We start from the raw sequence: 23,992 nt of genomic DNA, 5'->3' as shown, positions 1-23,992 counted from the left end.
AGCGGTGCGGTTAATGCCCTTTTACAACTAACATTAATTGAATACGGTCGCGTACTTTTAGCTTATTAAATATAGAGCTCATATGCTCTTTAATTGTACGTTCTGTAATATTTAAAGATTCTGCAGCTTGCTTATTAGTTGCACCTGTTACAACAATATCAACTACTTGGCGTTCTCGTTTTGTGAGTACATCAAGCTCGCATGTGCTCGCATATTTAAACGGTGTATTTGATAAAGCACCTACTAAGTTAGATAGTAATTGCCCTGGTAACCATATTCCGCCAGTACAAATTGTCTCAAGTACTTGTTCAATAATTACTTTAGTAGCGAGTGCTTCTACGTACCCCCTAGCTCCTGCTTCAAGCGCACTTCTTAGTTGATTTATTTCTAGTTCGTTGGTCATAACTATAACCAGTAAACGTTGCTGAGAATACTTTTTAACAAGCTCAAGCCAATTAGGTGTGCCGGCCAAAACCCAAATAATACTTGATGCCGTGACTCTGTGTGGTTCTTTTGTGAATATCAAACAACCAGGAAACGCTGTATGCCAGTGTTTCGATTCAAATTCAGGCTGTGTAATAAAAATACTTTGGCGCATTACTTCTCCATTTATAAAATGTTTTAACGCTCTGTCATTGCTTGCGATGTAGCTCTAAGAACCGGTTTTAAAATATACTCAAGTACGGTTTTTTTACCGGTAATAATATCCACTTGAGTGGTCATTCCTGGAATAATAGTTAGTTCTTTTGAAAAATTATTTTTGGTGGTTTTTAGCTGCACCAAATAAAAGGTATTCTCGCGGTCATCTGTAATTGTATCGGCACTTATATGTAATACTTCGGCTTCAAGGCCACCATATACGGCAAAGTCGTAGGCACTAAATTTTATCATTGCAGATTGCCCAGGGCGTAAAAATGCAATGTCTTTAGGCGGGATTTTTGCCTCTACTACAAGTTGATCGTCAAGCGGGACAATTTCCATAACATCACTACCTGGCTGTAAAATACCGCCAACAGTATTAACTAATAATCGTTGTACAGTGCCTTTAACAGGAGAGCGTATTTCAGTTTGAGTTACTTTATCGGCTAAGCCAGATTCAGTTTCTTTAATTGAATCTAATCGCAGTAGCGCTTCGGAGAGTTCATTGTTCCAGCGGTTAATCATAACGAGCTCAACTTCGGTTACCTTATTTTTAGCTTCGTTAATGGCCGAAAGACTCCTATTTATAACGGCTTTGGTTCTGTTTATCTCGCCGTTTAAATCAACTATTTGACGCTCTAAACGAATAATATCTATATCCGAAATGGCACCGGTGCGTAACAATGGGCGGGTCACTTTAAGCTCCCTGTTTGTTAAGCGTAGCGCGCTGGTATGCTGCTGAAGTGCCGCTTTTGCTTCAATATAATCTTGGTGTCGCTGCTCTAGTTGGCGTTTGTGAATACTTACCTGTTGCTCCAACTCTTGGCTGTTACTTAAATAAAGAGAGCGTTCGTGTTGAACCACCTGAGGTGCATTTTTTATAACATCTTCGTTAAATACGAGCTCCTTTTTTTGAGTGAGCGCTCTGAGCCTCGCAACTTTTGCACTTAACGATTCAACCTTGGATTGATTTTCTCTAAAGCTAGAAATAAAGCGGGTAGGGTCTATTTTAATGAGTACATCCCCCTCGTTTACTATTTGGCCTTCTCGGACATTTATTTTTTCGACCATACCGCCGTCATAAGATTGAATAAGCTGTAATTTATTAGAGGGAATAACACGGCCCTCGCCACGAGCAACTTCATCCAAATTAGCAAAGCCAGACCACACAATGAGACATATAAACGTTAAGCAAATTAAATAAAGTAGTAACCTAGCGCTTGCTGGTTCCTGCTGCATTTTTTCCCACTGTGCATCGACTACCCAGTCTTGAGTATTTGGCGGTGAAATCCATCCTTTAAATAGTTTATTAAATACGGATGGCTTACCTTGTTTTCTTGCTTCTATTGCTTTGCTAACAGATTCAAAAGAGCGTTGTTCAAGTGGTTTTTTGTTATCACTCATGAGGCTTGCTCCACGGTTTTATTATTTAACGCCGCAATTACTTTTTGTTTTGGTCCATCAGCAACTACTTTTCCGTTATCTAAAACTATAATACGGTCAACAAGCTCGAGTAATGATGAGCGGTGAGTCACTACAATTAGGGTTTTATCTTTAGAATAATTTTTTAAATTGTTAATAATTTTACTTTCACTATTGTGATCTAGCGATGAGGTTGGCTCATCTAGTAATAGTATTGGTGGGTCGTTAATTATGGCTCTTGCCATACCTACAGCTTGGCGTTGCCCTCCTGATAATTGGCGGCCTTGCTCGCCTACTTGTAGGTCAAATCCGTCTGGGTGCGAATTAATTAAATCAAATAATTGGCTTCGCTCACAGGCTTCAATAATTTGCTCGTCTTTGGCATGCCAAGCGCTTATCGTAAGGTTGTCTTTTAAGGTCCCATAAAACAGGGCAACGGTTTGCGGTACATAACCAATATTATGGCGAAGCTCAGCAGGGTCAATTTGATGTATATCGTTATTGTCCATCAAAATTGCTCCTGAACAGGGTTCATATAGCCCTAAGATAAGCTTTTCTAATGTACTTTTACCTGAGCCATTACGTCCTAAAATTGCAACTTTTTCACCAGCTTTAATTTTAAAGCTAACGCCGTTGAGTGCATTATGAGATTCGTCAGAGTATTTAAAACATACATCTTTAAATTCTATATCGCCCTTTAAAATAGGGTGGCTTAACCAATGCTTACCAGGTGGGCGCTCGACCTCTTTTTCCATAATCTCATTTAGTGATTGCATTGCTATTGCGGCATGATGATATTGCGCTAAAACAGCGGCTGACTGCCCAATAGGGCCCATAGCACGAGATGATAATAAGTAGGCTGCAATTAATCCGCCTTGAGTTAGCTCACCTTCAATAACGAGGTGTACGCCTATTATCATTATTATCACGCCTACACATTGCTGTATCCACGATGCTGTATTTGATATTGAGCTGGAAACTAATCGGCTTTGTGCGTTTACTTGCGCAATGTAAATGGTCGACTTTTCCCATACAGATTGTGTTTTACACTCTGAGTGAAAACTTTTTACATCTTCAATGTTGGTTAAACTTTCTACTAATACTGCATTTCGCATTGAGCTTGCTTTCATTGTTTGCTCTGAAAGGGCTTCAAGTTTGCGGTGTGCGGCTATAGCGTAAGCTAATAATATAAGTGCGCCCGCTATAATGGGTAAACTTAGAGGTACGCCAATAATGGCGATAACAATTAAATATAAAACTACGAATGGTAAGTCGACTAATGCGACAAGCGTTATGGAGCTAAAAAAGTTACGTACAGCTTCAAATGATTGAATATTGCTAGCAAAGGAGCCAGCTGATGATGGACGGTTTTTTAGTTTCATACCTAATACCCGCTCCATAATTACAGCCGATACTTTTACATCTATTCTGCTTGCAGCAAGCTCTACAAAATAGCCTCTTACTAAGCGTAAAACAAAGTCAGCAGTGAGTGCTATCAAAATACCAATAGCAAGTACCCAAAGGGTTTCTGTTGCATGGTTAGGCACTACGCGGTCATATACGTTCATTACAAATAAAGGCATGGCAACCGACAAAAAGCCCAACGCAATAGCTGAAATGATTACGTCTTTATAAAGTGAGCGGCACTCTTTAATTACTCCCCAAAACCATCCGTCTTTTGATAGTTTTTCAAGTACAGGTGTTCGCTCATCAAATGCAAATTCTGGTTGTGCATAAATAATTAAACCAACACTGTTGCCTGCTAATTCATCAATGCTTTGTTCGATAACTGATTCGGTAAGCTCTGGGTAAATTACACTCACCAACTGCTTATCGTAATCAATAGAATTAATAACACAGGCTTGATTGTCTTTTAAAATTAAGATGGCAGGTAGCAGTGCTGTATTAATTTTTTGTAGTGGCTTATTAACTACTTTCGATTTAAAGCCAATGCGCTTAGCTGCGCGCGAAAAACCTGATGGAGTAAGATTTCCATCAGTTAGAGGAAGTCCATTTAATAGTGCTTCTCTTGAAAACTCTTTATCATGATGGCGACATAAAACTGCTAGGCAGTCAACGAGTATGCCACCGTGATCAAGTACATCGTTTAATTCCATAAACCATCCAATGTTATGTAGAACTGCATGCGGTTGTTACTACTAAACCTAAACTCGAGAAATAAATTTAGCCTAAATATTTCAAGCCGAGTTTAGGGTCTGTTGATCTTTCAAGGTTAAATTTGCAGCAGTCTGTTTGGTATTTAGGCAAGGCAGAGCCTATGCAGTGTGGTTATTCCCCATAAATGGGCGATAACGTAGCATTAATGCCAAACAGGCGCTGCCCAAAGGGTTCTTCCTAGGGGCTATTTACTCTTTGTTGCTCGGTTTTTACTTAGCCCACTAGGTTACAAATCTCGCGCCGCGATTAAACAGCCCCTAGTTTGAACAAATTTTAATCCGCAAAGATCAACAGACCCTAGTTATTTACATAACGTTAATTGACTTAGCTATCAGTAATTACAGCTTCGATACGTCGATTCGCAGCATTTGCTCTTACTGATATTTCGTTTACTCGAGGTTGATCAATACCGTACCCGAACGATTTAACACGTTTTGGTTTTATATCGAATTGTTTAATTAGGATTTCAGCAACGGCAAACGCACGTTTTTCAGATAGTTTGCGGTTATATGTTCGATCTCCATCTAGAGAAGCATGACCTTGTATTTCAACCTGCTTATTTGGGTTTTCTTTTAAAAAATCTGCAAGCCGACTAATTTCTTGAATATATTGAGACCTTACATCGCTTGAGTCAGCAGAAAAAGGGATACCAATCTCTATATTCGAGGTTGATGCGCTATAAATTGTACAGCCAGATAAATCAACATTAGTTGACAGCGGTGTACTCGGACAAGTGTCTTGCTCGTTTGGTACGCCGTCACCATCATCATCTAAAAAGTTACTTGGTGTAGTGTCGGTTTCCAACGGTATATCTAAGTACCTTGGCATAGCGGTTACACTCATGTAGGCATTATCTTGCTTCGCTTTTTTTTGTAGAAATGCCTTGCGGCTAAAGGTGGTTGCTACATCGTAACTCGGACAAATATTTTGTGCGTTATGCACAATAGGATCGTCAGTTAGCTCTTTTAATGTAGGGTATTTACCTGACATTACGTCAAGTGCTGGCAATAATTTCCCCATTTCTTTTAGCATAGTTAAAATAGCCGATTGGCGGTCGTAAAGCGCAACTATGTATGAACGTGTTGATTGGAACGATTCGTTTTCGGCATCAAGTACGTCTAGTAGAGTTCGTTGGCCTATATCAAATTGATCTTTATATGCAATTTTAACTTTAGTTGATGATTCGCGGTGTTGATTAAGCGCTGGCAACTTTTGCTCTAGTATAGTTACGTTGTAGTAGGCAATTTGCAGACTTTGACGAATATCAATACAGGCTTGATCTCGTTGATATTTTGCAATGTTTATATCTTGATAAGCTTGTTCTAAATTAGCGCTATCAAGACCACCGTTATACAAGTTATAACTAATATCTATGCCGACTCGCGCTTCTGTTCTGGTTTCATTTTGACCAAGCTCATCTCTATCTTGGCTACCGTAGCGGGCAGATAAATCTACGTTAGGATGAAAGGCCGCTTTTTGTGCTTTGGCGTTCGCTTTTTGCGCTTCAATATTATACAAAGAGGCATAAAATGAAGGGCTGTTTTTGTAGGCGACGTCTAGCGCTTGGTTAACCGAAATTGGTATATTGTTTTCATCAAGGTCAGCTTGCTTTATATCGTTCATAGGTAGCTCACCTACAACTCTTAGGTAGCGAGCGCTTACATCATGTAAATTAGAGTACTCCGTTAATACATTAGATTGCGCTAGAGATAAACGGCCACTAATTTGTTCTAGGTCTGCTGCGCGCGCTACACCGGCGCTTACGCTTTGCTCTATTTGTTGGTATACAGACTCGTGCTCTTGTAAATTAGCTTCTGCAAGTTGCACTAACTCTTTGAATTTTTGTACGTCAAGTAGTGCAATCGAGGCTTCAAGTGCTGTTTGTTCTGTTTGAGAAATAAGCTCAAAGTACCTAATAAGTTGAATACGTTGAAAACGGTCAACTGTATTAGATGTTCTAAAACCGTCATAAAGCATTTGAGTAACGCTTAATTCGGCTGTATTACGGTTATATTCTTCTTCAATACCGTAATTTCTTCTTTCATATCCTGCGCTCGCTGATACATCAACACTTGGTAAATAACCTGAACGGGCAGCATCCACTCCATAAATAGAAGATTTAAAAGCATGCCATGCTTCTTGTACTTCAGGATTGTTTTCAATCGCTTTACTTGAGACGTATGTAAGTGGCATTGCTGATTGTTCGTTTGCATGCACGTAGTTTGATAAAGTTACGGCTGTAATCGCTAATCCGATTAACATAGTCCCTTGATGCTTTTTAAAAGTGTTTTTTATAATCATTTCTTCCTCTTAGATCCTGTTAAGACCGAAAATACTCTTTTAAATATTTAGTAAAGGAGTGCTAATTTTGCAAGTAATCTTTTTGGACAGCATAAAAAAAAATTTCTACCACTTTTTTGTTGATTTTTTATTTTTGAATTTTTCTTCTAAACCTGTACTTGAGTCCAGTATCTATGTGCTTTTTTTGTTCTACCTTTAACTTATTAGATTGTTATTTTAAAAAGTTTGAGGGTATCTAAATGGAAGCAAATCAACTTGTAGTTATTGATATTCAGGGTTCGGCGGGTGTTGTGTTGGATGATGGATCAATAAGAGCGTTAAACGTTGGTGACATTATTACCGTAGGTGATTTAGTTGTTACTGCTATTAAGTCGTCGTTACAAATAGATGTGCAAGGTGAAACCTTATCTATACCCGCAAATCAAAAGGTAAAAATAACACCAGACCTATTAGCTAAAGAAGCAAGAGACTCTAGCGAAACAACTGTTTTTGATGAAAGTTTAGATGAAGCAATCGCAAGCTTAGACTTAGGTACAGAGCAAGACTCATCAACGGCGGCTAATTCAGATGTAACAGATTTTTTAGATGCATTAGAGGGTGATGGGGACATTTTAGATAATTTAGAGGCAACAGCCGCTGGTGGCGGTAATGCAGCTGGTGCAGATGGAGGTAGTTCGTTTGTACAGTTAACCCGAATTTCTGAAAGTGTTGATCCTAGTAGTGTTACTTTTGATTCTTCTTTTGATCAAAGCGCTACTGAAGCTTTTAATTTAAGAGATACCTCTGATGGTATTGTGCCTGACGCAACTTCGGCTTCTATTTCACTTAATGAGCTGGGCGTTACTAATTCATCACAACCAACAATTACCGGTACGAGTGAAAACTTAATTGGCGAAACGGTTAATGTAACGGTAACTGATGTTGATGGAAATTCTCAAGTAGTTAGTGTTGTGATTGGCCCTGATGGTACCTTTGAAATAACCCTACCAACTCCAGTTGCGGATGGCCCTGTGACCGTTGTTGTTGAAGCAACAGATCCTGTTGGCAACCCTATAAACGACACTATTTCTATAGAAATTGATACAACACCTCCGCTTATTGCTATTGATCCTGTTTCCGATTCTGCTTCGCAAACAGTGACAGTAACAGGGACTGTATCTGGGTTGAATACTGGGGATAATGTGTCAGTCACGTTAACGGATAGTGCAGGTACGGTACAAACAATTGTTACTCAGGTTGATGCGCTAGGAAATTGGGTTATTACTACTACCTCACCTTTATCTGAAGGAGAGTTTAACGTAAGCGCAGTGGCGATTGATGCCGCTGGAAATCAAGCTGTAGACCAAGCTTTAGCTAATGTAGATTTAACTGCTCCGGTAATCACAGTAAATGTAACTGATGAAACAAATAACGCAACACCACCACTTGTTGGAACAACAAATGGTGTTCCTGAAGGCACGCAAGTAACAATTACTGTTACAGATAGTGCAGGACAAATACAAACATTAACAGCGGTTACTCAAGCCGATGGAAGCTGGAGTGTAGAAGTTGGGACTCCTTTACCCGAAGGTGATTTTACTGTTGATGCACAAGTAAGCGACAGTGTAGGAAACTTAGCATTAGCAAGTGATTCAGGAGTAGTTGATTTAACGGCGCCTACGGTACAAATTAATAATATTAACGACACTCAAGACACCACGCCAACTATTACAGGTAACGCGCAAGATGTACCTGCTGGCTCTATTATTAGTGTGGTTATTACCGATTTTAATGGTCAAACTCAAACATTATTAACCCAAACTAACGCTGATGGTGATTGGTCTATTGACGTAACTACGCCATTGGCTGAAGGGCAGTTTGAGGTTGATGCAAGTGTAAGCGATGCTGCAGGTAATCAAGCCCAAGCAAATAACCAAGGTGTTGTTGATTTAACAAATCCAGATATTACCGTTACTGCAATTGCTGATACTAACGATACTACACCAACATTTGTAGGTAGGGTAGAAGACGCTCCAGCGGGCTCTGTAATTACAGTATTAGTAACCGATATAAACGGTAGCGTACAAACTTTAACTACTTTATTAAATGAAGATGGTACATGGAGTGTTGATGCTAATGACATCTTGCCAGGTGGTGAGTTTACAGCAACTGCGTCAGTAACCGATGCAGCAGGTAATGAGGCTACTGCGCAAACAAACGGCGAAATAACGTTTGCTCCTATTTCAATTCAAATCGATGCAATTGCTAATACTAACGATACCACTCCATTTTTAAGTGGTAACACCGGTAATGTGCCTGCAGGTACAACCATTACTTTAACTATTACGGCAAGCGATGGGAGTACATTTACATTACTTGCAGTGACGCAAGAAGATGGTTCGTGGACTGCACAAGTAACAACTCCTCTACCGGAGGGCGACTTTACTGTAGTTGCTGCTGTTATAGATGACTCGGGTAATGAAGCGCAAGCAAGTGCAGTAGGTAATGTTGATTTAACTGTAAGTATTAATTTTATTATTGATACTAACGATACAACACCTACAATTAGCGGCTCTACACAAGACGTAGAACCTGGTGCGTTAGTAACCGTTACATTTACAGGAAGCGATGGCGTAGCAGAAACCGTGCAAGTAGTTACTGGTGCTGACGGAAGTTGGTCAGTTGAGGCAAGTAATGAATTGGTTGAAGGTCAGTTTAGTGTGGTTGCAACTGTAACTGATGCTGCGGGTAATACAGCTTCTGCAAGTGAAACTGGAGAGATTGATTTAACCGATCCGGCAATCACGATAAATCCTATTGAGGATACGAATGATGTAACCCCATCTGTAAGCGGTAATGTAATTGATGTACCTGCAGGGACCGAAGTTACATTAGTAATAACTGACAGTGAAGGCAATGAACAAACACTTACAACAATTACGAATACAGATGGTACATATACAGCGGATATTATTGCAGATCTCAGTGAAGGTGATTTCACAGTAACAGCAAGTGTTAGCGATACTGCAGGCAATAGCAGTACGGCAACTGTTACAGGTTCGGTCGATTTAACCGCACCAAGTGTGACTATCAACAATATTGCAGATACAAACGATACAACACCTATTCTTACCGGCTCTACCCAAGGTTTAGCATCTGGGAGTGAAGTAACTTTAATTGTTACCGATAGTCTAGGGGCTGAGCAACAGTTAGTTACTACTATAAGTGCTGATGGTACTTGGAGTATTGAGGTTCCAACTGCTTTAAGTGAGGGGGATTTTACAGTAACAGCTAATGTATCTGATAATGCAGGTAACGCAGCTCAAGATTCACAATTAGGCTCAGTTGATACCACCCCTCCTTTAGTTGCAGTAAATGACTTTGCTGATTCAAACGATACAACGCCTACATTTAGCGGAACAACGAGTGATGTAGCTCCGGGTAGCCTTGTTAGTGTTTTAGTTACTGATGCAAATGGTGAGTCTCAAACATTGACGGCGGTTGTGTCAGAAGATGGAACTTGGCAAGTTGGGGCAACCCAAGCTGTTGCTGAAGGCGACTTTACAATTACGGCAACAGTAACAGACGCTGCAGGTAATGAAGCAAGCGATACCGGTACTGGAACAATTGATTTATCAGCTCCAATTATAGCAATTAATACAATCCCAGATAGCGCCGATACTACTCCAACAATTTCAGGTTCCGTACAAAATGTGCCAGCTGGAACAACGGTTACGTTAACATTGACAGATGCTGGTGGTAATACACAAACAATTACAACACAAACGCTAGCTGATGGTAGCTGGACAGCTGATGCTATTAATGAGTTAGTTGAAGGTGACTTTAGCGTTAATGCCATCGTTAGCGATGAAGCAGGTAACCAAAGTGAAACTTCAGCACAAGGAACTATCGATAATACCGCACCAACTATTACGATTGATGCACTCGCTGATAGCAACGATACAACACCGACTATTTCAGGCACCGCAACTGGCGAGCCAGAAGGCACAGTTGTTACTATTACCGTGACTGATGAAGCTGGTAACCCACAAACCATCACTACAGAAGTACTCGCTGACGGCACTTTCACTGTTGATGTACCAGATGAATTAAGTGAAGGCGAATACAGCGTAGACGTATCAATCACTGATACTGCTGGTAACGTAAGTACAGAAGTAACAACGGGTATTATTGATACCTCAGCTCCTGCTATTACGATTGATCCACTGGCAAATAGCAACGACACCACACCGACAATTTCTGGCACAGCAACGGGCGAGCCAGAGGGCACCGTTGTTACTATTACGGTAACTGATGACGCGGGTAATCCGCAAACCATCACCACTGAAGTGCAAGCCGATGGCACCTTTAGTGTGGATGTACCAAATGAATTAAGCGAAGGCGAATTTACGGTTGAGGTATCGGTTACAGATACTGCAGGTAATGAAACTACCGCAACAACAACAGGCGAAGTTGATACTGCCGCGCCAACAGTTATTATTGACCCCGTAGGTGATATTAACGACACCACCCCAACCATTTCAGGCACCGCAACGGGTGAGCCTGAGGGCACATTAGTTACTATTACGGTCACTGATGAAGCTGGTAACCCACAAATAATTACCACTGAAGTGCAAGCTGATGGCACCTTTAGTGCGGATGTACCGAACGAATTAAGTGAAGGTGAATTTACGGTTGAAGTATCGGTTACTGATACTGCGGGCAATGAAACCACATCAACAACAACGGGAGAAGTTGATACTTCAGCACCGGTGATCACGATAGACGCACTGGCTGATACTAACGACACCACCCCAACTATTTCAGGTACAGCAACGGGCGAGCCGGAGGGCACTGTTGTTACAATTACAGTCACTGATGATGCTGGTAACCCGCAAACCATCACCACTGAAGTACAAGCCGATGGCACCTTTAGTGTGGATGTACCAAATGAATTAAGCGAAGGCGAATTTACGGTTGAGGTATCGGTTACTGATACTGCAGGTAATGAAACTACCGCAACAACAACGGGCGAAGTTGATACTTCAGCACCGGTGATCACGATAGACGCACTGGCTGATACTAGCGACACCACCCCAACTATTTCAGGCACCGCTACTGGCGAGCCTGAGGGCACGTTAGTTACTATTACGGTCACTGATGAAGCTGGTAATCCACAAATAATTACTACTGAAGTACAAGCCGATGGCACCTTTAGTGTGGATGTACCAAATGAATTAAGCGAAGGCGAATTTACGGTTGAGGTATCGGTTACAGATACAGCGGGCAATGAAACAACCGCAACAACAACAGGCGAAGTTGATACCACAGCGCCAATAGTTACTATTAATGCGCTAGGCGATACGAGTGATACAACACCGACCATTTCAGGCACAGTTAGTGGGGAGACTGCTGGTTCAACTATTACTCTAACTGTGACTGATGCTAATGGTGCAGTACAAACAATTACAGCACAAGTAATTGCAGACGGGAGTTGGACTGCAGAAGTGTCAGCGGCTTTAGCAGAAGGGACCTACTCTGTAGATGCAAGTATCAGTGATAGCGCTGGTAATGAAGGCACAGCAAGTGCTTTAGGTACAATCGATACAAGCGCATTGACTATCACCATTGATATTATTGGCGAAACTAACGATCAAACACCTCAAATAAATGGTGATACTTTTAATGCACAAGTTGGCTCTCAAGTTGAAGTTCAGATCACTGACTCAGCGGGTGCAACAATTACTTTAACCACAGTTGTTGATGAAAACGGACTCTGGAGTGTTACTCCGCCAACCGATTTAGCTGAGGGCACCATTTTAATTAGTGCAACAGTAACAGACATAGGTGGTGGAACGGCTAATGCAGAGCTTGATGCTGTAATTGATATTACGCCTCCAACCATACAAGTAAATGAACTAGAAACAAGTAATGATACAACCCCAGTTATTTCTGGTAACACAACAGACGTAGTTGCAGGCACAGTTATAAATTTAACGGTTACTGATTCTCAAGGGGTTGTTCGCACATTTAGCACTACAACAGATGTAGAAGGTAATTGGAGTATTGAACTTTCTCAAGAGTTGGCCTCGGGCGATTACTCTGTAGAAGCTGAAGTATCTGATGCTGCAGGAAATAGCGCTTCAGATACGGCTACAGGCAACATAGATACATCAGGGCCTAGCTTAACAGTTGACTTTGATACTGTAACTAACGACTCAACACCTACCATTTCAGGTACTAGTGATGCAGAAGTTGGTACCAGTATCACGGTTGTTATTACCGATGAAAACGGGGTTGAACAAACACTTACCACTACAGTAGATACAAATGGTAACTGGGAAGTAACTCCACAAACAGATTTAAATGAAGGTGATAACACCATCGAAGTGAGTGTGTCTGATGAAGCAGGAAATACGACAACAGTTACAGATACAATTATATTAGATACGCAAGCACCGACATTAACTATCCAAACTGTTGGCGATGTAAACGACTTAACACCGATATTACAAGGCACCAGTAATGAAATTGGCGGCACCGTTACACTCATCATCACCGACAGCGAAGGGGCTGTGCAAACCATTACCACCACCGTTGAAAGTGATGGTCACTGGGACATTGAAATTCCAAGTGCGCTTGCGCAAGGAGACTTTACTGTAACCGCGAGTATTACCGATGCTGCAGGCAACGACACCACCGCGAACAGCAGTGGTAATGTAGATACCATTACACCCGTTATCACCGTTGATGCATTGGGCTCAGGCAACGACAGCACCCCAGTGATTAGTGGTACCTCAACAGAGCCTGAAGGCACCGTTGTGAATATTGTTATCACCGACAGTAACGGCGATGAAACACCAATTACAGCCACAGTCGATGCGAACGGCAACTGGCAAGCAACCAGCCCTGAATTACCAGAGGGCAGCTACAGTGTGCAAGCCAGCATTACCGATGCCGCAGGTAACACCGATAGTGCCGTACAATCGGGCACCATTGATAGCCTCGCGCCAACGCTTGTGCTTGATACCGTGGGCGCAACGAACGATAGCACCCCGACTATCAGCGGAAGTACCAATGCGCCAGCGGGGACTGTTATTAGCATCAGCGTGAGTGATGGCACCACAACAGAAACGTTCACCGCGACAGTACAAGCTGATGGCAGCTGGTCAGCGGATGTACCGAATGCACTGAGCGATGGTGAGCTCACCATTGAAGCTAGCGTTAGTGATAACGCCGGTAATACCACTACATTAAGTGAAACCGCAACACTCAACACCACGGCCCCAAGCATTAGTATTAATGCATTGGTTGATACCAACGACACTACCCCAACCATTAATGGTACAAGCGATGCGGCAGATAACACCACCATTAGCTTAACGTTTGAAGACAGTGCAGGGAATATTACGACTGTTGATACGACGGTAACGGGTGGCGTCTGGAGCGTTGATGCACCAACTGATTTAGCCGAAGGTGAATACACGGTGACCGCAGAGGTAGACGATGGCCTAGGTAATATCGGCAGCGCCACCGAAACAGGTCAGATAGACTTAACCGCACCGAGCCTTGTTATTACCGACAACGGCGTAGGCAACGATACCACCCCAACGATTGCAGGTACCAGCGATGCACCGCAAGGCAGTGAAGTAACCATTGTTGTCACCGACAGCAACGGCGCAGCGCAAACAATAAATGCCACCGTGCTTGCTAATGGTACGTGGTCAATTCCTGTACCGGTAGCACTTGCAGAAGGTGCATACACCGTAAGCGCGAGTGTTGAAGATGTGGCAGGCAACGAAGCCACCGCCACAGGCGCTGGTGAAATAGATACCACCGCACCGACCCTTGTACTTACCAGCCCAGGCTCAAGTAACGACGTAACCCCAACCTTAAGCGGCACCAGTGATGCGGTTGAAGGCACCGTGATCACCTTCATCGTAACGGATGATTTAGGGGGAGAGCAAACGTTCACCACCACGGTTGATGCCGATGGCACCTTCTCAGTCGAAGTGCCTACAGCACTTGCAGAAGGACCGTATAGTATTGAAGCCAGCATCAGCGATGTTGCCGGTAACAGCACTGACATTACAGGTAACGGCACAATAGACACCGCTGCACCAAGTATTACTGTGGATGCGCCAGTATTAACAAACGACAGCACGCCAACCGTGACTGGCACCAGTGATGCACCTAACAGCACGATTACGGTTACGTTTACAGATGCAGCAAATGCCATCCAAAGCATTGATGTACAAACCGATGTTAATGGTAACTGGAGTGCGACACCAACAGGTACATTAGCTGAAGGTAATTACAGCGTCAGCGCCAGCATTACCGATGCCGCAGGCAACACAGGTACTGGCACGGACGGTGGCGAAGTAGATGTAACCCCACCGGCACTTGCCTTTACACCAACGTTTGAACTTGGTTTGTTAATTACTCTAAGCGGCACCTCTGATTTGCCTGCAGGCAGTGAAATTACCATTACCGAGCAACTGGTAGGCGGTGGTATTGGTGCAACATATACCACTACAACGGATGCGGATGGCAACTGGTCATTAGTCGGATTAGATGTATCTTTACTTGATGTTGGCTCCGTGATCGCAACAGCGACCGATGCCGCAGGTAATACCCGTACAATTAGCTCAGATGACTTTGATAATACACCGCCGACACTCACTGTTGATGTTGCAGCACAAAGTGACAGCAATACACCGGTTATTAGCGGCACAAGTGATGCGGGGGAAGGCGCGCAAGTCACTATTGTAGTGACCGACAGTGATGGTAATCCACAAACCATCACCGCGCTTGTGGATGCGGATGGCAACTGGAGTGCCACACCAGCGACACCATTAAGTGAAGGTCAAAGCACCATTGCAGTAAGTGTACGCGACAGTGTCGGCAACGAAACCACCGTGAGTGACACCAGTACCATCGACACGCAAGCGCCAACGCTCACCATTCAAAACGTGGGCGATGTCAGCGATTTAACACCCGAGCTTCAGGGCACCAGTAATGAAATTGGTGGCACCGTTACACTCATCATCACCGACAGCGCAGGCACAGTACAAACCATTGACACTATAGTCGGCAGCGATGGGCATTGGGCTATTGAAGTGTCAACAGCCCTTGCGCAAGGTGACTTTAGCGTTGTTGCCAGCATTACCGATGGGGCAGGCAACGAGAGCACCGCAAACAGCAGTGGTAATGTGGATACTATTACGCCAGTTGTCACCGTTGATGTACTGGGCTTGGGTAACGACAGCACGCCAGTGATCAGCGGTACCTCAACAGAGCCTGCAGGCACGGTTATAAACATTGTTATTACCGACAATAACGGTGATGAACACCCAATCACCGCCACCGTGGATGCAAATGGTGATTGGCAAGCAACCAGCCCTGAATTACCAGATGGAAGTTACACAGTGCAAGCCAGTATCACCGATGATGCAGGCAATACCGGCGGCGCCACACAATCAGGCACCCTTGATACTCTAGCACCGACATTAACACTGGATACAGTGGGTGCAATTAATAACAGCACGCCAACAATTAGTGGGACATCGAACGCGCCAGCAGGCACGGTTATAACGATTAACGTCACGGATGCAGATAATACAGAAACGTTCATCGCGACAGTGCAAGCCGATGGCAGTTGGTCAGCGGATGTACCGAACGCGCTAACTGATGGTCCACTCACTATCGAAGCAAGCGTAAGCGACAGTGCAGGCAACACCACTACATTAAGTGAAAANATTGAAGTAAGTGTACGCGACAGTGTCGGCAACGAAACCACCGTGAGTGACACCAGTACCATCGACACGCAAGCGCCAACGCTCACCATTCAAAACGTGGGCGATGTCAGCGATTTAACACCAGAGCTTCAGGGCACCAGTAATGAAATTGGTGGCACCGTAACGCTCACTATCACCGACAGCACAGGTGCTGTGCAAACCATTGAGACCCTAGTTGGCAGCGATGGTCACTGGAATATTGAAATTCCAGGTGCCCTTGCACAAGGTGATTTTACTGTAAGCGCGAGTATTACCGATGCGGCAGGCAATGAGAGCACCGCAAACAGCAGTGGTAATGTGGATACTATTACACCGGTTGTCACCGTTGATGCACTGGGCCTTGGCAACGACAGCACCCCAGTTGTTAGTGGTACCTCAACAGAGCCTGAAGGCACGGTTGTAAACATTGTTATTACTGACAGCAACGGTGATGAACACCCAATCACCGCTACTGTGGATGCAAACGGTGATTGGCAAGCAACCAGCCCTGAATTACCAGATGGGGGCTACACTGTACAGGCTAGCATCACCGATGCGGCAGGGAACACCGGCGGCGCAGTTCAATCAGGCACCCTTGATACCTTAGCACCGACATTAACACTGGATACCGTGGGCGCCACTAACGACAGCACCCCAACAATCAGCGGAAGCAGCAATGCGCCAGCGGGCACAGTGATAAACATCAGTGTAAGCGACGGCACCACAACAGAAACGTTTACCGCAACAGTGCAAGCCGATGGCAGCTGGTCAGCAGATGTGCCGACAGCATTAGCTGATGGAGAGCTTACTATTGAAGCAAGCGTCAGTGACAGTGCAGGCAACACCACCACGTTAAGTGAAACCGCAACACTCAACACCACTGCGCCAAGCATCAGTATTAATACACTGGTTGATACCAACGACACCACCCCAACCATTAATGGTACAAGCGATACGGCAGATAACACCACCATTAGCTTAACGTTTGAAGACAGTGCAGGGAATATTACGACAGTTGATGCGACCGTAACGGGTGGAGTATGGAGTGTCGATGCACCAAGCGTACTAGCCGAAGGTGAATATACTGTCACCGCAGAGGTAGACGATGGCCTAGGTAATATCGGCAGCGCCACCGAGACAGGCGAGATTGACTTAACCGCACCAAGCCTTGTTATCACCGACAACGGTGTAGGCAACGACACCACGCCAACGATTGCAGGTACCAGCGATGCACCGCAAGGCAGTGAAGTAACGATTATTGTCACTGACAGCAGTGGCACACCGCAAACAATGAGCGCCACCGTACTAGCCAATGGCACATGGTCAATTCCTGTACCGGCAGCCATTGCAGAAGGTGGATACACCATCAGCGCAAGCGTGAGCGATGCAGCAGGCAATGACACCATCGCCACAGGTGCTGGTGAAATAGATACCATTGCACCGACACTTATACTTACCAGCCCTGGTTCAAGTAATGACATCACCCCGACATTTAGCGGCACAAGCGATGCGGTTGAAGGCACCGTTATTAACTTCACCGTAGTGGATGATTTAGGCAATACACAAACGTTCACCACCACGGTTGATGAAGATGGCAACTTCTCAGTCGAAGTGCCAACAGCGATAGCAGAAGGACCGTATAGTATTGAAGCTAACATCAGCGATGTGGCAGGTAACAGCACCGATATTACAGGCAATGGCACCATTGATACCACTGCACCAAGTGTGAGTGTGGATGCGCCATTATTAACAAACGACAGCACACCGACGGTTACTGGCACCAGTGATGCGCCTAACAGCACCATCACGGTTACGTTTACCGATGCAACAAATGCTACTCAAAGCATTGATGTACAAACCGATGCCAATGGTAACTGGAGTGCGACACCAACAGGCACATTAGCTGAAGGTAATTACAGCGTCAGCGCCAGCATCACCGATGCAGCAGGCAACACAGGCACGGGTACAGACACTGGCGAAGTGGATATAACCGCTCCGGATCTTGAAATTATTCCATCGTTTTTATTAGGAAATTTGGTTTCTCTTTCGGGGGATTCTGATTTACCAGGAGGCTCTGTAATCACTATTACAGAGTACCTAGTTGGTGGGTTAGTTGGCGCAACTTATACAGCGACAACAAATCCTGATGGTACGTGGGGGCTTGCAAACATAACAGTACCTTTACTAAATCTTGCCTATGTAACTGCCAGTGCAACGGATGCCGCTGGTAATGTTAGAACAATCAATACACTTGATTTTGATAACGTAGCGCCAGACCTAACAGTTAGTGTCGATGCTTTATCTAATGACAGTACGCCAGTAATTAGCGGCACCACCGATATGGGGCAAGGCACTGTAATTAATATAACCGTGACTGATAGTGAAGGAGAAAGCCAAGCGTTTACTGCGACAGTTCAAGCCGGTGGCGACTGGTCTGTTGCTGTACCTGCAGAGCTAGCGCAAGGTCAATATACCGTTGTTGCAGAGGTTAGAGACAGTGTTGGCAACTTAACAACGCAGCAGGCTCAAGGTGAAATAGACAGTGTTGATCCTACATTAATTGTGAACGAAGTTAACGCGACAATAGATACAACACCTACAATTTCAGGCACAAGTAATGAGATAGGTGCAGATGTAAGCATTATTATTGGTGGTCAAACACTAACAGCAACTGTGGGTACTGATGGCAATTGGCAAGTAGATGTCCCCGTAGCACTTGTTGATGGTGATTATACGGCGCAAGTAAGTATTACCGATGATGCTAATAATATCAGCAGCACGACTATTGATTTAACAATTGATACCCAAGTACCTGTTATTGTACTTAATGATATAACTGTATTTAACACTAATACACCAATTGTAAGTGGTACTTCAACTGAACCACAGAATACGGTGGTCGATATAGTCATTACAGATAGCAATAATGACACACACATTTTAACCGCAATAGTTGATGCTAACGGCGATTGGCAAGTTACGGCGCCAAGCTTGCCAGATGGCAATTATGATGTAGAGGTAAGTATTACCGATGATGCTGGCAATCAAGGTTTGGATACAGGCTCGAGCTTTATTGATACTCAAGCACCAAGTATTACTATAAATGCATTAGGTACAATTAATAACAGCACGCCAACTATTTCAGGCACATCCAATGAACCTGAAAACACGAGTATTACAGTAACTGTGACCGATGGAGATAGTACCGAGACTTACACAACTGTTGTTGGTGCAGGAGGTGCTTGGACTGTAGATATTACAGATGTACTGACTGATGGTGAAGTTACAGTTTCTGCAAGTGTTACTGATGCCGCAGGGAATGAATCAGTTGCAAATAGTACCGCAACTTTAAATACCAATGCGCCTACAATTAATATTAATACAATTGTTGATACGAACGATCAAACACCAGCAATATCAGGCACAAGTAGTGCAATAGATAACTCGGTGATCACAGTCGTTATAACTGACGTTAATAACGTTTCACATACTGTAACTACTTCGGTAGTAGGCGGGATTTGGAGTGTTGATGCGACAACTATTCTTCCTGAAGGTGAGTTTACTGTTTCGGCAAGTGTAACTGAAGGAGGATTAACGAGTAATGCAACGGGCGGTGGTGTTATCGATTTAACAGCACCAGCACTTAGTATTACGCCGCTTGTAACTTTAAATGACACAACGCCAACTATTTCAGGTACAACCACTGCACCACAGGGCGCATTAGTTATTATTTTAATTACTGATAGCTTAGGTGCAGAGCAGACGGTTAATGCTACTGTTGGTGCAAATGGCACATGGTCAGTCGCTGCAAGTACAGAGTTGAGTGAGGGCATTTACACGGTTTTAGCTTCAACCACAGATACTGCCGGTAACCCTGTAAACACAAGTACTACAGGGGTAGTTGATATAACTGCGCCAGTTGTAACTATTAGCGATATTGTTGGAAGTACAGACCTAACCCCGGGTATTTCTGGAAGTGTGACAGGTGCCAATGTGGGTGATGCTGTTGCAGTGGTATTTACTGATGCACAAGGTAATGAGCATACTGTAAATACAACAGTTCAAACTGGTGGTGTATGGTCTGTAGAGGCAACTAGCTCTCTATCACAAGGAGATTATTCAGTTGAAGTCTCTGTTACTGATAGCGCGGGTAATACCGGGGACGCAACAAATACAGCAACCATTGATACAATTGCTCCTGAAATTAGTATTAATCAAAGTTCATTAATACTAACTCAAGATAGCACTCCATTGATTACAGGTACGTCTAACGAGGAAAATACAAACGTTATTGTTACCTTTACTGATTCTGCTGGAGTTTCTCATCAAATGACCGTTCAAACCGATGGCAATGGAGACTGGCAAGCGGCTGCTAATAATATTTTAGCTGACGGTGTTTACAGTGTTAGTGCAACTATTAGCGATGCTGCGGGCAATACTTCGGTTGACAATAAAACCGGTGGTGAGGTTGATACCGTGGGACCAGAGCTAACAATTGTGCCTTCGTTCCTATTAGGTCAGTTGGTTTCTTTATCTGGTACATCTGATTTGGGCGAAGGTAAAACCGTTACGGTTACTCTAGAGCTTGCAGGTGATTTACTCGATTTAACATACGATGTAACCACAGATGCAAATGGTGATTGGGAGCTATTAGGCCTAGCCGTTAATGTTATTGGCTTATCAGTTATTGAAGCCTCTGCAACCGATGATGCGGGTAACACCACCACTATTACGACTGCTGATGTAGATGCTTCAACCCCAGTACTAAATGCAGTAGTTGACTTTGCTACTGGTGAGGGCGATTTACCAATAATTAGTGGTACGACCGACCAAGCACCAGGCACTGAAGTGCTAGTTAAAGTGGTAGATAGCGGAAATGTAGTACAAGAGCTTAGGGCTATAGTGCAAGCCGATAATACGTGGGCTGTACAGGTTCCTCAATCATTAGCTGAAGGTACATTTAGCGTAACAGTTGACGTGTTAAGTGAGGTCGGTATTACTACCACGCAACTACTTACCGCAGTGGTGGATACAATATCGCCAACACTTGGCTTACAGGTTATTGGCACAACATCAGACTCCACGCCAATAATCCAAGGTACCAGTGATTTAATTAATGGTGTTGTTGAAATACAACTAGATGGCGGCACTGTACTAACTACTACAGTTGATGCTTTGGGAATATTTACACTTGAAGTTGATGCATTATCTGAAGGGCAGCACGTTGCTAATGTGAGTATTACTGATGATGCAGGAAACGTAGTTACCGATACTCTCGAGTTTGTAGTGGATACACTAGTACCAGTGGTTGATATTTTACCATTGACTATTAGCGATACCGATATATTAACTATTTCAGGCAGTTCTGAAGAGCCTGAGGGTACAGACATTGACGTAACTGTTATTGGTAGTAATGGTGATGAAACAGTATTTGATGCTGTAGTTGGTAGCGACGGCACGTGGTCTTTAGTAACAACTAGCTTATCAGATGGTGTATATGATGTGTATGCGAGTATTACTGATGCCGCAGGTAATACTGGGCAGTCAGCCATTGAACAAGTAACTATAGACACCATTCCACCAGTGTTAGTAATAGATGCGTTCGGAGTACTTAATACTCTAACACCAACAATTACAGGCTCTAGCGATGAGGAAGTAGGGAGTTTAATTACTGTAAATATCACTGACTCAACAGCCGCAGTACAAACAGTTACTACTACTGTTTTAGGAGATGGCACTTGGTCTGTCATTGCTTCTTTATTACCTGAAGGAGAAATTACAGTTGAGGCCATAAGTACCGATAGCGCTGGAAATGAAGCAACAGCAACCCAAACAGGCACTATTAGTACAACCTTACCTGGTTTGTTAATTAATCAAATTGTAGATACAAGCGATACAACGCCCACGATTACAGGTACCACGGATGTATTAGCAGGTGATGTACAGGTAGTTATTACCGATAGTAGCGGTACAGCAACGACATATAACACCACAGCCATTGCCGGTGAATGGACTCTAATACCTACAACACCATTAGCTGAAGGCGCCTTTACTGTAAGTGCTACAGTTGAAGACTTAGGGCTTTCAAGCTCTACAAGTCTTGGTGGAATAATTGATTTAACACCACCAACAGTTGAAGTTGATCAATTACCTGTAACCAATAACCCGCTACCGACGATAACAGGTATAAGTGATGCACCAGCAGGTACAAATGTGAGTGTTGTTATTACCGATGCTAATAATGATTCACAAACTGTTACCGCTCAAGTTTCAGGAAGTGGCACATGGTCAGTAACAGCTACCACCGCGCTTAGTGAAGGTAGCTTTAGTGCTACTGCGACAGTGAGTGATGCTGCAGGTAACTCATCAAGCGATACAATGGTGTCAAGCACAGACTACACTGCACCAACTATAGTCATAGATCCAATATTGGTAGGGCAAGATACAACGCCTACTGTTACGGGGTCAGTTACTGGAAGCTTTGCAGGTGCAGCGGTTATAGTTATGTTTACTGATTCAGCTGGTGCCACTCACAATGTTCAAACAACAGTTGGAGCTGATGGAACTTGGAGCGTGACATCAGCAGAAGTACTTCCTGAGGGCAACTACAGCGTTGATGTAAGCATTGTTGATGGTGCAAGTAATACTGGTACGCAATCATCAAGTAGCGCAATTGACTCAGGTATTACAATTGATTCAGGATTGGTACTAACTACAGATCAAAACCCAGTTATAACAGGTACAGCCGCTCCAGGTGAGTCAGTAACGGTGACCTTTAGTGGCGCTACAGAGGCAACTGAAACAGTATTTGCTGATGCATCTGGTGAGTGGAGCGTAGCAGCTAATACTACCTTAGCTGATGGGGCTTATACAGTAACAGCTGTAGCGACCGATAGTTCTGGAAACGCAACATCAAGCGGTAGTTTATCTGGATTGGTTATTGATAATACACCGATCAACTTTACAGTAGAACCTGAGTACTTACTTAATTTATTGGGTACAGGGATATTGGTTGGTTACGAAGGTACATCTGATGGCGGTGAGGGAAGTAAGGTCTATATTTTCGACTCATTAGTTTTAGGCATTGATTTAGTATTAACTTCAGCGCCATATGCAGTTGTAGATGCTCAAGGTAATTGGGACTCTACTAATTTAGATCTGAATCTTTTAGGTTTACTGGGTACAGGTCTTGAAAACACGCATTTCTATACTGTGGACGAAGCTGGTAATTATCAAGTTAAAAATGGAAATGATGTATTTATAGAGTCAGGCAATATTTACGATAGTGGAGCAAGCGCTGCTTCTGGCGATACAATCCCTGCATCATTTAGCGAAGAGTCGGCTCTAGGCGATACAATTCCTAATGAAGTTTCAAGCAGCAACGTATTAAGCACTGAAACGATTGATTTAGGTAACTTGAGTGGTCTATCAACACCTGAGCAAACGGTGCAAATGAGTTCGGCAGAACCGCTTAATATTAATGACGTAATCATTAGCGAAGATGCAGAGCAGCTTATAGCGCTAAATACGCTGGTTGAGGATGAAGGCTCTGCAATTGCTTATACTCCAGCTCAAAGTGGGGGAAGCATTGATGCAGCAGCACCTGCGGTTGATGTGCAAAATCAATCGGAAGAGATGATTAAACACTTAATTGAAAGTAGTAATAATCAAACGGATATTTAATATTAATAGAGCCC

5 protein-coding genes are annotated in these 23,992 nt (G+C 43.5%); 1 reads left to right on the top strand and 4 read right to left on the bottom strand.

Features of this window, described 5'->3' with window-relative positions; genetic code table 11:
* Positions 1 to 10: 10 nt before the first annotated feature.
* The 4 genes from I6F47_RS00735 to I6F47_RS00720 all read right to left on the bottom strand — a co-directional run bounded on the left by I6F47_RS00735 (position 11) and on the right by I6F47_RS00720 (position 6,540).
* A complete protein-coding gene (locus tag I6F47_RS00735; RefSeq protein WP_010553236.1) occupies positions 11 to 598 on the bottom strand; it encodes a response regulator transcription factor in 588 nt (195 codons plus the stop codon).
* A 23-nt stretch (positions 599 to 621) separates the two neighbouring features.
* Entirely contained in the window at positions 622 to 2,043 is a 1,422-nt protein-coding gene (locus tag I6F47_RS00730) for an HlyD family type I secretion periplasmic adaptor subunit (protein ID WP_024608819.1), read from the bottom strand.
* Complete coding sequence (locus I6F47_RS00725; protein ID WP_024593177.1) at positions 2,040 to 4,178, bottom strand: type I secretion system permease/ATPase; 2,139 nt, start codon at positions 4,176 to 4,178, stop codon at positions 2,040 to 2,042. Before I6F47_RS00725 ends, I6F47_RS00730 begins: the two co-directional genes overlap by 4 nt.
* A 385-nt stretch (positions 4,179 to 4,563) precedes the next feature.
* The gene (locus tag I6F47_RS00720; RefSeq protein WP_197183156.1) at positions 4,564 to 6,540 is read right to left on the bottom strand and encodes a TolC family outer membrane protein; all 1,977 of its coding nucleotides are present in this window, start codon (positions 6,538 to 6,540) and stop codon (positions 4,564 to 4,566) included.
* 239 nt (positions 6,541 to 6,779) lie between these two features.
* On the opposite strand from I6F47_RS00720, the gene I6F47_RS00715 reads away from it, so the two are divergent.
* Positions 6,780 to 23,978, top strand: coding sequence for an Ig-like domain-containing protein (locus tag I6F47_RS00715; protein ID WP_197183155.1), 17,199 nt, complete (start codon positions 6,780 to 6,782; stop codon positions 23,976 to 23,978).
* Positions 23,979 to 23,992 lie beyond the last annotated feature (14 nt).

This window comes from Pseudoalteromonas sp. NZS37 (assembly GCF_015864265.1).
Lineage (GTDB): Bacteria > Pseudomonadota > Gammaproteobacteria > Enterobacterales > Alteromonadaceae > Pseudoalteromonas > Pseudoalteromonas arctica.
The sequence above is the reverse complement of the archived record's forward strand: the minus strand, read 5'-3'. Positions and strand labels throughout refer to the sequence as shown.